Below are 12,805 nucleotides of genomic sequence, written 5' to 3' on the forward strand. Positions count from 1 at the left end.
GTGTGGCGGAGATTAATGAGGTTATATAACGTCTAATATTATTTAGGTATTCTGCGTATTCGGAGCCGCAAGGTCATGACATCCAAAGAGAGAGAAATCCTCGGCGCGCTGGCGTGGATGTGTGAACAATACATAAGTGACGACAACGGCTATCTGAATCACAAGGCGATGCACGCCGGTGAACTGGCGATCGAAGTTCTAGCTGTTACGGGGCTCGTTGAGCCAACTCCTCTAGGTGATCGCTGGACTGACAAAGGCATGCGCCTACTTGACGAGTCGTAAGGCTTCAACACTGCTATCTCTCCGATGAAGAGCTCGCGCCAGTTCCTTTAAAGCCGCCAGCCGGCGCGGATGACGACGCGCACCGTCTCTCCGGGCACGACAGCCACGCGGCTGAAAGCGCGCAGCGTCTGACCGTTGCCGAGCGTGAGTTTTACGGCATAACGCTCCCCCTCGAAGAGTACGGATTCGACGGTCGCCCGCGCCCCCTCGCCGCCGATGATCACATCCTCCGGCCGCACCAGAATATCGGCGCCATCCGTGTTGGCGGCCTGCAGCGCATCCTGCAGCTCATCCCACTCCAGATGCCGTTCGCCGCCCATGACAGGCAGCGTCAGGATCGCGCCGCGTCCGATCAGCCCGCCGACGATACGCCCTTCCGGCCGGGCATAGATCTCGGCCGGCGGCGCCACCTGCAACAGCCGGCCCTCCGACATGACAGCGACGTCGGTTGCCAGCGCCATCGCCTCGCTCTGGTCGTGGGTGACGTAGATCATGGTCGCGCCCGAGCGCTGATGGAACTCGCGGAAGGTCTCTTCCATCTCCTGTTTCAGGTGCCGGTCGAGATTGGCGAGCGGCTCGTCGAGCAGCACGACGTCGGGTGATGTCACCAGGCAGCGGGCGAGCGCCACGCGCTGGCGCTGGCCGCCTGAGAGATCGGCCGGCCGCCGCCCGGCGTAATCCGCAAGCCGGACGGTGGAAAGCGCTTCGCGTACCTTCGCCTGGTAGGTCTCGCCCGAGGTGCCGCGCACCTTGAGGGGATAGCCGACATTGTCGGCAACGCTCAGATGCGGCCACAGCGCATAGGACTGGAAGACCATCGCCATGTTGCGCTTCTCTGGCGGCAACGACCGGTCGGCATCTGCCAGCAGCCGCTCGCCGAGATGGATCGAGCCATCGGTTGGCGTCTCGAAACCGGCGATCATCCGCAGCACCGTCGTCTTGCCGCAGCCGGAAGGGCCGAGCAGCGCCAGGAAGCCGCCCTCGTGCACATCGAGCGAAAAATCCCTGACGGCGGCCCGCCCGGTGCCGAAGTCCTTGGCCACCCGGTTGAGGATCAGTTGCGCCATGGGACCACCCCTTTCGGCAGGCGTTTGGCCAAAAGCTCGAGCAGCAGCATCATGACGACGACCATAAGGACGACGAGGACCGAGAGCGCCGAAGCAAGATCCGAGCTGCCGCTGTCATCGAGATTGTAGATGGCGACACCGAGCGTCTGGGTGCCGGCCGACCAGAGCAGTGCCGAGATCGTCAGCTCGTTGCAGGCGATCAGGAAGACGAGGATGACGGAAGCGCCGGCGGCCGGCGCAATCAGCGGCACGATGATATCGAAAAGCCGGCGGAAGAAGCCGGCGCCGGAAAGCCGTGCAGCCTCTTCCAGCGCCGGATCGAGCTGATGGAAGGCGCTGACCACGGGCTTCAGGCTGACGGCGAAGAAGGAGGAGAAATAGGCGATCAGGATGATCCAGATCGTGCCGTAGAGCGAGACGTTGAGGAGCGGGATCGGCGCGGCAAAGACGAGGATGAAGGACACCGCCATGACGATGCCGGGCAGCGAATAAGGTATTTCGATCAGGCTGGAGACGATGCGCGACAGCGCGTCCCTGCGCCGCGTCAGGGCATAGGCCGCAAGCACCGTCATCATGAGGAGACCAACGGCGGCGGCGGCGGCGAGCGACAGCGAATTGACGAAGGCCGTGCGCGTCACCGCCTGCCGGAACAGGATCTCCTGAAAGGCATGCAGCGACATGGTCTTGAAGGTGAGCGGCATACCATAGGCCGGCACCAACGCGCCGGCAACCAGCGCCAAGAAGGGTGCTGCCAGCATGAAGAACAGGATAGCCCAGAGCAGCGGCGTGAATAGCAGGCGCCAGGCACCGAGATCGAAGGCGGCACTCGCGCCCGACAGGCCGATGACGCGGTAGTCGCGGCCGCGCAACGCCCGGTCCTGGATCATCAGCCCGACGACAGAAATGATGGCGATGATCATCGAGAGCACGGCGACATCGCCGAAGGTGCGGCTGGTGAAGGCTGAGAATTTGGTGAAGATCAACGTCGGCAGCGTGAAGATCGAAGCCGGAATACCGAGAATGGCCGGAATGCCGAAATTGCCGGTGCAGGAAACGAAGGAGATCGCCGCGCCGGCGATGATGCCGGGCAGCGACAAAGGCAGGATGATGTCGCGGAAGACCCTGAGACCGGAAGCGCCGGAAAGCCGCGCGGCCTCGACGCCGTCGCGGGGCAGCGTCATCAATCCGGCCCGGAGCGCCAGATAAACCAGCGGCGCATGCTGGACGCCATAGAGCAGCGCGATGCCGCCCACGGAATAGAGCGGCTGCGGCGAGCCGAGCGGCGGGGCAATATCAAGCGCCTTCAACAGCGGACTTGACGGACCGGACATCTGAACCCAGGCAAGTGCCGTCACCTGCGGCGGGATCATCATCGGCAGCACGAAGAAGAAACTGAGCGGCCCCTTGCCGCGGATATCGGTCAGCGTCAGCAGGAAGGCGAAGAGGCAGCCGATGACGAGCGAGATGATCGTGCCGAGAACCGATGTGACGACAGTGTAATAGGTCGCCGCCCATAGCGACGGCGCGCTCAGCACATCGATCACGCCGCCATTGGCGAAGGCTGATATCCCGACCATGGCAAGGCGGGCGAGCGGCAGCACGCTGAGGATCAGGACGGTGATGACGACAAAAGGAAACAGCCAGGCAGGCTGGCTGTTTCCGGTTCTGACATATCCGTGCATGAAAGGATCAGTTCGAACCGTAGATGCCCGAGAAGGTCTTGAGGTCCTGATCGGTATTCTTCAATGCTTCGGCCGCCTTGATCGGCAGGACCTTGATGGTATCGCGCGCCGGAAAACCTTCCGGAACCTTCATGCCGTTGCGGGCCGGGATATAGCCGAGCTTCAGGAAGCCTTCCTGCCCCTTTTCGGAGAGCACGTAATCGACGAATTTCTTGGCGGCATCGGCATTCCTAGTGCTGGCAAGGATACCGACCGGCTCGGTGACGGCGGAGACGCCTTCGCTCGGGAAGACGAACTCGACGGGAGCGCCCTTGGCCTTCTCGCGGATCGGCAGGTAATCGACGACCACGCCATAGGCCTTTTCGCCCGAGGCGACCGACTTCAGTACGGCGCCGTTGCCGCCGGCGGCGATCGCGCCGTTCTCAGCAAGCGACTTGTAGAAATCCCAGCCGAGGCCGGGAACGGCGGCGAGCGTCTGGGCGTGAATGAGGGCCGCACCCGAAGCGAGCGGGCTCGGCATGGTGACGAGCCCCTTGGCCTCAGGCTTCGTCAGATCCTTCCAGCTGGCAGGCTTCATTGCGGCCGCGGTGTTGTACACGATGCCTGTCGTGATCAGCTTGGTGGAGTAGTAATAACCGTCGGCGTCATAGAGGGCGGCGTCGTACTGAGCAGCCTCGGGCGACTTATAGGCGAGCAGCTTGCCGTCTTCCTTGAGACGCTCCAGCGTCACCACGTCGGCGATCAGGAGGATGTCGGCGACCGGGTTGCCGGCCTGGATCTCGGCCTGCAGCTTGGCGATGATCTTCGGCGTGCCGTCGCGCACCCAGTCGACCTTGATATCGGGATTGGCGGCCATGAAACCGTCGACGGTCGCCTGCGCGTCTTCATTCGGCTGGCTGGTGTAGAGAACGAGGTTTGCTGCAGAAGCCGGAACGGCGAAAAGGCTCGCAGCGACAAGTGCTGCGGCGGAAACGATCGTTTTCATGGAAAGGATCCTCGATTTCGATACCCCTCCCTTATTAGGGGTCGTTGACAGACATGTGACAGCAGGCCGCAGCCCACCAGGTCTCGGTTTCACAACCTTCCCTGATGTCCACCGGCTTTGCCGACGTCGGGCCAGTCGCCTTTTGCCGCAATCTCGCCGTCGTCTTCAGCCCTGTGAAAGAGCCGATCATCTGGTATCCTCGCGCGTAAGCGATCTCACACAGGCGTGAACACCCGGCGATTTGCCATGGACGGGCTTTGCGCTACGTCACTCACGTTTCAATGAAGGAGGAGTTTCAATGGAATATCGTTCGCTTGGCCGTTCCGGCCTGAAGATTTCGACTTTGACCATGGGCACGATGACCTTCGGCGGCGTCGGCTGGGCGAAGACCGTCGGCGACCTCGGCGTTTCCGAGGCGCGCAAGATGATCGATATGTGCATCGATGCCGGCATCAACCTGCTCGACACCGCCAATGCCTATTCATCAGGCGAATGCGAAAACATCATCGGCGAGGTGCTTTCCGGCAAGCGGCCGCAGGGTGTGCTTCTCGCCACCAAAGCCCGCTTCAGCATGGGCGACGGCCCGAACGACCAGGGCCTGTCGCGCTACCACCTGATCCGCGAATGCGAGGCGAGCCTCAAGCGCCTGAAGACTGACGTCATCGACCTCTACCAGGTGCATGAATGGGACGGCCAGACGCCGCTCGAAGAGACGATGGAAGCCCTCGACACCCTGATCAAACAGGGCAAGGTGCGGTATGTCGGCTGCTCGAACTATTCCGGCTGGCACATCATGAAGGCGCTTGGCATCGCCAACGAGCACAGGTACCAGCGCTTCGTCAGCCAGCAAATCCACTATACGTTGGAAGCCCGCGACGCCGAATACGAGCTGCTGCCGATCGCAATCGACCAGGGCCTCGGCGTGCTGGTCTGGAGCCCGCTTGCCGGCGGTCTGCTCTCCGGCAAACACCGCCGCAACCAGGCGGCCCCCGAAGGCACGCGCCAGTTCGCCGGCTGGACAGAACCGCCGATCCGCGACGAGAACCGCCTGTGGAACATCGTCGAGACACTGGTGGCGATCGGCGAGGAGCGCGGCGTCTCCGCCGCACAGGTGGCGCTGGCCTGGCTGATCGGCCGCAAGGCGGTGACCTCGGTCATCATCGGCGGGCGCACCGAAGCCCAGTTCCGCGACAACATCGCCGCCGCCGAGCTGAAGCTCACGGACGAGGAGCGCAAGCGCCTCGACGCCGTCAGCCTGCCGCCGGTGATCTATCCCTACTGGCACCAGCTGAACACGGTTAGCGACAGACTTGGCGAAGCCGATCTCGAGCTTTTCGGCCCGCACATCTAGCAATAACGCACCGCGACATTGCACGGCGAAAGACAGACGTCACAAAAGATGCACTTTCGCCGTGTTACTCTGCGACCCCGCTCAACCCGCGAGGCTCGTCATGCTGAAGAATTACAAGGTCCTGAAGGGTACGGCGAGCGCACTCGCCCTCGACGACGACAGCGATCCCCACATCGAAATCCGCATCGAAGCGAACGGTGTCAGCTACCGCATCGCGCTCAACGTCCGCTCCAAGGAATCGCCGCACGACCTGCTCTACGCAAATATCGTCGACTTCAAGCACGGGGCGCTGACCGAGGCGCTGGAAGCCCTGCCGATGGGCCTGACCGACATCCGCAAGGACCAGCCGGAGCTGGCGATCGATTATGTTCGCGGCGGGCTGATCGAGCGCGAGGACATGAATGTCGCGCCCTTCCAGCTGTCCGGCCCGAAGAATGATCTCCGCGATTTCATCGAGCCGATCGTCCAGGAAGGCATTGCCGATACCGACGTGCATTTTTACGCCTTCGGGGAGGCTTGGGGGCCCGAGCACGAGAAGCCGGACCAGTATTTCCGTTTTGAGCCGGGCAACGGCATCCACGACATCCACATGAACCAGGGCGACGGCGGCAGCTTCAAAGCCACCAACGGACCGAACCAGGACGGCGCACTGCTCGTTCATTTCAACGATACCGACGAATGGGCGGCGATCTTCCTCTGCTTCCAGTCGCAGAACTGGAACACCGATGCGGCGACCGGCCATCCCGTCTCCGAGAATCGCGGCGGCCAGGGCCGCGGCGAAGGCACACGCCGGCCGCAGCCAGTCGTCGCCTCGTCGCTGCGCATCATCGCCGCGCTGATCAACCCGGTGAACGGCGCAGGCGACGTGGAAGCCGAAACGGTAACGCTCATCAACCGCTCCGACATGGAGACATCGCTCGACGGCTGGAAGCTGGAGGATGAAAACGGCCGAACCCAGACGCTGTCGGGAATGCTTGCCGCCGGCGAGCTGCGCACCATCGCGCTTGATGCCGCAGCCGGCGGTCCGCAACTCGCCAACAGAGGCGGCGACATCATCCTGCGCAACGGCGACGGGGCGGTGGCCGACCGCGTCGGTTACGGCAAAAGCGAGACGGCGAACGAAGGCTGGACGACGATCTTTTGATTGGGGTTCCGGCTGGCTGGCGAGAAGGAGCGTCAGGCAACCTCCTCAATAGCGTCTATTCGGAATTATGTAGCAAATGCCACCAACGACCGCTTTCGGCTCCGAAGCGGCCGTCGGACCGCGGTCAGATGCGAATTTCGACCCAGCGACGTACTCCGTCCGGATGCAGATGAAATTCAGCCCAAAGCCGTTCCGTAGTGTCATTGGAAAAGACGTGAGAGATCGTTGTTCATGTTGCGGAAAGGAAGGACCGCAATAACCGGAACCCGTCCGCGGTGCAGCGGCTTCGGTTCGTTCTTGCTCTTCGAACACCTGGCGAACGGCGGACTTTGCTCAGGGTAGGTCGTCCGCAGCGATGTGAGCGACCTCGGTGATCCGGAGCAAGGGTATTTCCGCGAGCACATTCGCCTCTCGGACGCGTTCGGCAGAAGGCGCTTCGAAGAGACAGAAAGACTTCTCCTCCGAGGGAACGAACGTTGAGCGCAGATAGCGCACGGGCTTACCTTCGTTCGTCAACTTGGCGGTGACCGCCTTCGCACGAGACGCGGCGGCGGTGAGTTGTTCCGGAGTGATGCCGGGCAAGTGTCTTTCAACCATATACTGTGGCATAATAGTCTCCATCGGCATGAGACATGCGGCGGCGAAATATCCACGCCCGCCGTCAAAAATATAGCTTTTCCCGGTGGAAAACGGAATGAATATCTATTTCGCCGCCGTGTTTACCGATCTGGTCCGCCACTCAGCAGCCTGGGCCAGAATGCCTCGCGACAACATCACCCACGTCATCGCGGAGCACCGCTACTTGTCGCAGTCCCTCGCAAGCAAATATGGCCGAAGACACGAGAACTTCACCGGCGACGGACACCTCTATTTGTTCGAATCCGCTGACGTGGCAGTGCACTTCGGGCTGAAGCTCATTGCCTATTGGAAGCAGCGCCGTCGTTCGCTGGTGGCCGCGCCGAACGCACAGGACATGCCGATGCGTGTGGGGTGCCATTTCGGCGAATGCTTTAGGATGGCGGACGAGGACGCGTGGATTGGACGTGCGATCAACATCGCAAAAAGGGTGGAATCGAACGCTGAGGCGGATTCGCTGTTCGTCACGCAAACGATCCTCGAACTGATCGACCTCCCTGTTTATCAATTTGCCGAAGCTGGCTTTTTTGAACTCCGAGGTGATTTCCTTCCGCAGAGGCAGCTTTACAGGGTGTCATCGATAGACAGCTTGGCACTTTCGGCGCGATCGGAAGAGGCGATGACGGCGGAGGACTGGTTCCTCAAGGGCGTAAGCGTTGCCAACCAATCGACTGCAGGCGTCGATGAGGAACTGCGGTGCTATGATCGAGCTGTCCAACTTCGAGCGTCATATCCGGAGGCCCACAACAACCTGGGGGTTCTGCACAAAGCGATCGGCAATCCGGTTTTGGCTGATGAGCACTACAAGGAAGCGCTCCGCCACTGGCCTCAGTATCCCGAGGCACATTACAACTACGCGATCCTTTTGGAGGCTCGTGGCGAACACGCCGAAGCGGCTGTGCACTATCGCGAGGCTATTCGGTCGCGGCCGGATTACGTCGACGCCTGGCTGCGGTATGCGGGCTTTTTGGAAGCGACAGGCAATCGGTTTGAAGCGGAGCGGCATTTTCAGGAAACCCTGCGCTTACGACCGGGCTTCGCTGAGGCCCACAACAATTATGGCGTCTTCCTTGAGCGGAAGGGTAATACGGCGTCGGCGCAGTCACATTATGCAGAGGCCTTGCGATTACAGCCCGACTACGCCGAAGCCCACTACAATCTCGCGTCGTCCCTCGAGTTGAGCGATCCAAGCCTGGCCGAGGATCACTATCGCGCGGCGATCTTCGCCGATCCAGATTACGCTGAGGCCCACAACAATCTGGCCGTTTTGCTTCACGAAGCCGGTGATCTGGATGCAGCCGAGGAGCACTATGCCAATGCCCTGAGGCTTCGACCTGACGACCAACAGACGAACCACAATCTCGGCCTGCTTTCGCGAGCTAAGGGGGACAATGACCGGGCGGAAATGTTCTTCAAGCGCGCAAGAGAGGCCAACGCTCGACAATGAGCTCCTTGCCGCCATCCCGAAAAATCATTCCGGAAGTGTCAGGCATGTCTCCGAACATCTGGCAGGTATGTATCGGGGCCCTGCAACAGGTGGGGAGATCACATGGCTTGGCTTTCCCGCCTCTCTACCCATCAATCTCCGCCGCAATCAGCTTGCCGAGCCGGCTGATGCCATCCTCGATCATCTCGTCGTTGGCGCAGGAGAAGCTGACGCGGAAGGTGTTGGCGCCGGAGCCGTCGGCGAAGAAGGCCTTGCCGGGCACGAAGGCCACCTTGGCGGTTTCGAGCGATCTGGCGAGCAGCTTGGCGCCGTCCATGCCCTCCGGCAGCGTGATCCAGATGAACATGCCGCCTTCCGGCTTCGTCCAGCTCGTGCCTTTGGGCATGTATTTCCGAAGCGCTGCCAGCATGCAGTCACGCCGGCGGCTATAGACGGCCTTGATCTTGGCGACCTGCGTATCAAAGCCGCGCTCGGCGACATCTGATATCGCCATCTGGTTGATCGTCGAGGAATGCAGGTCGGCCGCCTGTTTCATCAGCACCAGCTTGCGGATAACGGGCGCATTGGCGACGATGAAGCCGACGCGAAGGCCCGGCGCCAGCGTCTTGGAAAAGCTGCCGCAATAGATCGTGCGCGTATCGTTGATATGGCCCTTTTCGGCAATCTCGAGCGCCAGAATCGGCGGGATCGGATCGCCGTCGTAACGCAGCGCCTGGTAGGCCGCATCTTCGATGACGGCGATGTCGAGCTCTTCGGCGAGCGACAGCACCTTCCTGCGACCGGCAAGATCAACCGTTTCGCCGGTCGGATTGGAGAAATCGGCGGAGAGATAGGCGAATTTCACCTTGCCGCCGGCAGCGGCCGCGGCGACACGGTAGGACTCGGGCGTCCGGTTGCCGTTCGGCGTCAGCTGATCATAGGCCGGTTCATAGGCGTTGAAGGCCTGCAGTGCGCCGAGATAGGTCGGCCATGTCACCAGCGCGGTGTCATCGGGCGACAGGAACAGCTTGCCGAGATAATCGAGCCCCTGCTGCGAGCCGGAAACGATGAAGACATTGTCGATTTCGCAAGGAATGCCGAGATCGGCCATCTGCCCGACCAGCCATTCGCGCAGCGGCTTGTGGCCTTCGCTGACGGAATATTGCAGCGCCGAATTGACGGCAGCGCCGGAGAAGATATCGGCATAGGCCCGCTGGAATTCCTCAGCCGGAAACAACGCCGGATCCGGAATCCCGCCGGCAAAGGAAATGATATCGGGCCGGTCGAGAAGCTTCAGCAGCTCGCGGATTTCGGATGCGCGCATACGCGACGAGCGCGACGCAAACATGGCGTCCCAGTTCAGCATGGGGTTTCCTCATATTTTTCTATTCCCCAGCAGACCATGCCAGGTAATTTATGTCAATAATACTGACCTATTTTCGTGTCATGGTGACACGCTCAACCCGAATATGCTGCTCGACGTCGGCCGCCTCAAACGATTATTCCTCTGATCAAAGCCGAAACCGGCTGATTCAGACCTTTCCAAAACCAGCCCGGCGGCAGTAGTGTCGCCGCCACTATTCAATGTACTATCAAGGTGCCAGCAATGACCGTGACGTCGGCCTCTCCTGAAATCAAAATCGAACTCCATAAGTCTCCCGTCTCCGACGCCGACCGCATCCACGCTCTGGAGACGCCCGGCTTCGGCAAGGTCTTCACGGATCATATGGTCCTGGCACGATGGACTGCCGACAAGGGCTGGCACGATGCGAAGGTTACGCCGAGGCGCCCTCTGGAGCTCGATCCTGCGAGCGCCGTGCTGCACTATGCTCAGGAAATCTTCGAAGGCATGAAAGCCTACAAGGCGGACGATGGCCGGATTCTGCTCTTTCGGCCTGAAGAAAACGCCCGCCGCTTCGCGCAGTCGGCGACCCGCATGGCAATGCCTCCCGTGCCCGAAGAACTCTTCCTGAAGGCGGTCGAAGAACTGGTCCGCGTTGACAAGGCCTGGATTCCATCAGGCGACGCGAGCCTCTACCTTCGCCCCTTCATGTTCGCCAATGAAGCATTCCTCGGCGTTCGTCCGGCGCAGGAATATGTCTTCTGCATCATCGCCTCTCCGGTCGGCGCCTACTTCAAAGGCGGCGCGAAGGCGGTCTCTCTATGGGTCGAGACCGAATACACCCGTGCAGCCGCCGGCGGCACCGGTGCTGCAAAATGCGGCGGAAACTACGCAGCCAGCCTCGTGGCGCAAGCGGAAGCGGCGAAGAAGGATTGCGATCAGGTCGTCTTCCTTGATGCAGCAGAGCATCGCTGGGTCGAGGAACTCGGCGGCATGAACGTCTTCTTCGTCATGAATGACGGATCGGTGGTGACCCCGCCTCTTGGCGGCACGATCCTGCCGGGCATCACCCGGGCCTCGGTGATCACGCTCGCTGGAGAAAAGGGCTTGCGCGTCGAGCAGCGTCCCTACTCCTTCGCGGAATGGCAGGCCGACGCCGCCAGCGGCAAGCTCGTCGAAGCCTTCGCTTGCGGCACTGCCGCGGTCCTGGCGGGCATCGGCCTGGTGCGACATGCCGGTGGCGAGTTTCTGGTCGGAGACGGACAGACCGGCAAATTGACCAGCGAACTGCGCCAGCAGCTCGTCAGTCTGCAGAAAGGCGTAACGAACGACGAGCGTGGCTGGACGCGCCTTATCCCGGCCTGACCTCCGGACCTTCCACGTAACCGGCGGCGTCCACACCGACATGGTGGGCGCCCCTCGACACGGTTCTCGCCCGCCGCGCCGCCGAAATATCCGCAGCCTTGAAGCTCGCCACCGCCGACGCGATCATCTATGCGACGGCCGAGCGCCACAAAGCCGATATCCTGACATGCGATGCCCATTTCATGGGCCTCGAGCGCGTCATCCATATCGATAAAAAAGACTCACCTTCATGTGACCCAAGTGCTCGACGGTGGCGGTTAACGCTTCTATCACAGTCGAGGGAATGGTAATCTGGCATCAGGAACAGCTGAAAGCCGGCATGGACACTCGGCAGCAAATTCAATGGCGAAAATGACGATCTCGCTTCCGGATAATCTGGCGGATTACGTCGCGCGTCGTGTCGCAAGCGGCAGATACGAGAGTGCCAGCACATATCTGACGGAACTCATCCTGAAGGACCAGGACCATCGCAAGCTTGATGACGACGAAATACGTGAGATTCTGAGGCTGGCTGAGGAGAGCGGCATCAGCGACCGACGAATTGCCGACATCCTGTTGGAAACGAAGGCGAAACTGCGTGACCACCACCTATAGGCTGACCCGAACCGCGGACGCCGTGCTGTCAGGCATTGACGAATATGCCAGCCTCCATTTCGGTGAGGCGCAGGCGGATGCCTATCTTCTCGATTGGGACAGGATTTTCGTGCTTCTTTCGCGCGTGCCCTCCATGGGAGACGAGTGCGACGAACTCGGCGCCGGTCTTCGCCGCCTCCTCCACATGCGCCATGTTGCGTTCTACCGCGAAATACCCGACGGCATCCTCGTCATCGACATCATCGGCGCCGACCGGCTTCCCGAAAGACATCTCCAATCCAACCGACGCCCCCGAACGGCCGACCCGCATGCCTCGTGACACGACCTCAGCCTTTTACGCGGAAAACGCCGAGACATACGCCAACCGGGCGCGCAGCCTGCCAAAGCAACAGCTCGAAGCCTTCCTCGCCGGTCTTACGCCGGGTGCCGCAATCCTCGAACTTGGCTGCGGCGGCGGGCAGGACAGCGCCTACATGCTGTCGCAGGGTTTCGACGTGACGCCGACCGATGGCTCGGCCGAGCTGGCAAGACAGGCGGAACGGCTGATCGGCAGGCCGGTCAGGGTCATGTTGTTCCAAGAGCTCGACGCCGACAGCGCCTTCGACGGCATCTGGGCGCATGCGAGCCTTCTCCACGTCCCGAGGCCTGAGCTGCCCGACGTCTTCGCCCGCATCCGCCGCGCCCTGCGCCCCGGCGGCCTCCTTCACGCGAGCTTCAAGGCCGGGGAAGCAGAGGGCCATGACGGCTTCGGGCGTTACTACAACTATCCCTCCGCCGAATGGCTGTCTGAGCTTTTGACGAAAGGCGGCTGGCGGAATATCGCCATACGCCAATATGACGGCGGCGGATATGACCGCAAACCGACCCGCTGGCTCACCATCGGCGCGCAACGATAAAGGCCGGAGCTTTCACCCCGGCCTTCAATACGAAC

The 12,805-nt window shown here is 61.4% G+C and carries 13 protein-coding genes and 1 pseudogene; 9 read left to right on the plus strand and 5 right to left on the minus strand.

From position 1 onward, the window contains the following. Window positions 1-75 precede the first annotated feature (75 nt). Window positions 76-282, plus strand: coding sequence for a hypothetical protein (locus PO860_RS12495; protein ID WP_273884197.1), 207 nt, complete (start codon window positions 76-78; stop codon window positions 280-282). A 47-nt stretch (window positions 283-329) separates the two neighbouring features. Here the strand turns inward: PO860_RS12495 and PO860_RS12500 are convergent, their stop codons facing one another. From PO860_RS12500 to PO860_RS12510, 3 genes are read right to left on the minus strand one after another with little or no spacing between them, the layout of a single operon-like run. Further along, a complete protein-coding gene (locus tag PO860_RS12500; RefSeq protein WP_273884198.1) occupies window positions 330-1,349 on the minus strand; it encodes an ABC transporter ATP-binding protein in 1,020 nt (339 codons plus the stop codon). Continuing rightward, a complete protein-coding gene (locus PO860_RS12505) occupies window positions 1,337-3,031 on the minus strand; it encodes an ABC transporter permease (RefSeq protein WP_273884199.1) in 1,695 nt (564 codons plus the stop codon). The genes PO860_RS12500 and PO860_RS12505 overlap by 13 nt, the downstream gene beginning before the upstream one ends. A 7-nt stretch (window positions 3,032-3,038) precedes the next feature. Continuing rightward, window positions 3,039-4,016 carry an ABC transporter substrate-binding protein gene (locus PO860_RS12510; protein WP_273884200.1) on the minus strand — a complete coding sequence of 326 codons (978 nt, stop codon included), beginning with the start codon at window positions 4,014-4,016 and terminating at the stop codon, window positions 3,039-3,041. A gap of 298 nt (window positions 4,017-4,314) precedes the next feature. Here PO860_RS12510 and PO860_RS12515 point away from each other — a divergent pair, with 298 nt between their 5' ends. Then, entirely contained in the window at window positions 4,315-5,367 is a 1,053-nt protein-coding gene (locus PO860_RS12515) for an aldo/keto reductase (RefSeq protein ID WP_183606755.1), read from the plus strand. Window positions 5,368-5,467: 100 nt separating this feature from the next. After that, entirely contained in the window at window positions 5,468-6,511 is a 1,044-nt protein-coding gene (locus PO860_RS12520) for a DUF2278 family protein (RefSeq protein ID WP_275037838.1), read from the plus strand. Window positions 6,512-6,844: 333 nt separating this feature from the next. Here PO860_RS12520 and PO860_RS12525 read toward each other — a convergent pair whose 3' ends face one another. Next, window positions 6,845-7,120 carry a DUF4242 domain-containing protein gene (locus PO860_RS12525; protein ID WP_183606753.1) on the minus strand — a complete coding sequence of 92 codons (276 nt, stop codon included), beginning with the start codon at window positions 7,118-7,120 and terminating at the stop codon, window positions 6,845-6,847. Window positions 7,121-7,205: 85 nt separating this feature from the next. Here PO860_RS12525 and PO860_RS12530 point away from each other — a divergent pair, with 85 nt between their 5' ends. Further along, a complete protein-coding gene (locus PO860_RS12530; RefSeq protein ID WP_273884201.1) occupies window positions 7,206-8,594 on the plus strand; it encodes a tetratricopeptide repeat protein in 1,389 nt (462 codons plus the stop codon). A 124-nt stretch (window positions 8,595-8,718) separates the two neighbouring features. Here PO860_RS12530 and PO860_RS12535 read toward each other — a convergent pair whose 3' ends face one another. Continuing rightward, window positions 8,719-9,939, minus strand: coding sequence for an aminotransferase-like domain-containing protein (locus PO860_RS12535; RefSeq protein ID WP_183606751.1), 1,221 nt, complete (start codon window positions 9,937-9,939; stop codon window positions 8,719-8,721). A 240-nt stretch (window positions 9,940-10,179) separates the two neighbouring features. Between PO860_RS12535 and PO860_RS12540 the strand changes: the two genes are divergently transcribed. The 5 genes and pseudogenes from PO860_RS12540 (at window position 10,180) to PO860_RS12560 (ending at window position 12,770) form a co-directional block, all read left to right on the plus strand. Continuing rightward, entirely contained in the window at window positions 10,180-11,280 is a 1,101-nt protein-coding gene (locus tag PO860_RS12540; RefSeq protein WP_183606750.1) for a branched-chain amino acid aminotransferase, read from the plus strand. Window positions 11,281-11,333: 53 nt separating this feature from the next. Further along, a pseudogene (locus PO860_RS12545) lies at window positions 11,334-11,501 on the plus strand (PIN domain-containing protein); the annotation flags it as partial. Window positions 11,502-11,622: 121 nt separating this feature from the next. Further along, window positions 11,623-11,874 (plus strand): ribbon-helix-helix domain-containing protein, encoded by a 252-nt coding sequence (locus PO860_RS12550; RefSeq protein WP_183606749.1) that lies wholly within the window; start codon window positions 11,623-11,625, stop codon window positions 11,872-11,874. Next, a complete protein-coding gene (locus PO860_RS12555; protein WP_097621719.1) occupies window positions 11,858-12,193 on the plus strand; it encodes a type II toxin-antitoxin system RelE/ParE family toxin in 336 nt (111 codons plus the stop codon). Before PO860_RS12550 ends, PO860_RS12555 begins: the two co-directional genes overlap by 17 nt. Further along, the gene (locus tag PO860_RS12560) at window positions 12,183-12,770 is read left to right on the plus strand and encodes a class I SAM-dependent methyltransferase (RefSeq protein WP_183606748.1); all 588 of its coding nucleotides are present in this window, start codon (window positions 12,183-12,185) and stop codon (window positions 12,768-12,770) included. The genes PO860_RS12555 and PO860_RS12560 overlap by 11 nt, the downstream gene beginning before the upstream one ends. Window positions 12,771-12,805 lie beyond the last annotated feature (35 nt).

The organism is Rhizobium binxianense (genome assembly GCF_028994275.1).
GTDB classification, from domain to species: Bacteria; Pseudomonadota; Alphaproteobacteria; order Rhizobiales; family Rhizobiaceae; genus Rhizobium; species Rhizobium binxianense.

Coding starts and splice junctions, on each gene's coding strand:
- PO860_RS12560 (WP_183606748.1), top strand. CDS start 12,183: ATGCCTCGTGACACGACCTCAGCCTTTTACGCGGAAAACGCCGAGACA.
- PO860_RS12500 (WP_273884198.1), bottom strand. CDS start 1,349: ATGGCGCAACTGATCCTCAACCGGGTGGCCAAGGACTTCGGCACCGGG.
- PO860_RS12535 (WP_183606751.1), bottom strand. CDS start 9,939: ATGCTGAACTGGGACGCCATGTTTGCGTCGCGCTCGTCGCGTATGCGC.
- PO860_RS12515 (WP_183606755.1), top strand. CDS start 4,315: ATGGAATATCGTTCGCTTGGCCGTTCCGGCCTGAAGATTTCGACTTTG.
- PO860_RS12550 (WP_183606749.1), top strand. CDS start 11,623: ATGGCGAAAATGACGATCTCGCTTCCGGATAATCTGGCGGATTACGTC.
- PO860_RS12510 (WP_273884200.1), bottom strand. CDS start 4,016: ATGAAAACGATCGTTTCCGCCGCAGCACTTGTCGCTGCGAGCCTTTTC.
- PO860_RS12530 (WP_273884201.1), top strand. CDS start 7,206: ATGAATATCTATTTCGCCGCCGTGTTTACCGATCTGGTCCGCCACTCA.
- PO860_RS12505 (WP_273884199.1), bottom strand. CDS start 3,031: ATGCACGGATATGTCAGAACCGGAAACAGCCAGCCTGCCTGGCTGTTT.
- PO860_RS12495 (WP_273884197.1), top strand. CDS start 76: ATGACATCCAAAGAGAGAGAAATCCTCGGCGCGCTGGCGTGGATGTGT.
- PO860_RS12540 (WP_183606750.1), top strand. CDS start 10,180: ATGACCGTGACGTCGGCCTCTCCTGAAATCAAAATCGAACTCCATAAG.
- PO860_RS12525 (WP_183606753.1), bottom strand. CDS start 7,120: ATGCCACAGTATATGGTTGAAAGACACTTGCCCGGCATCACTCCGGAA.
- PO860_RS12520 (WP_275037838.1), top strand. CDS start 5,468: ATGCTGAAGAATTACAAGGTCCTGAAGGGTACGGCGAGCGCACTCGCC.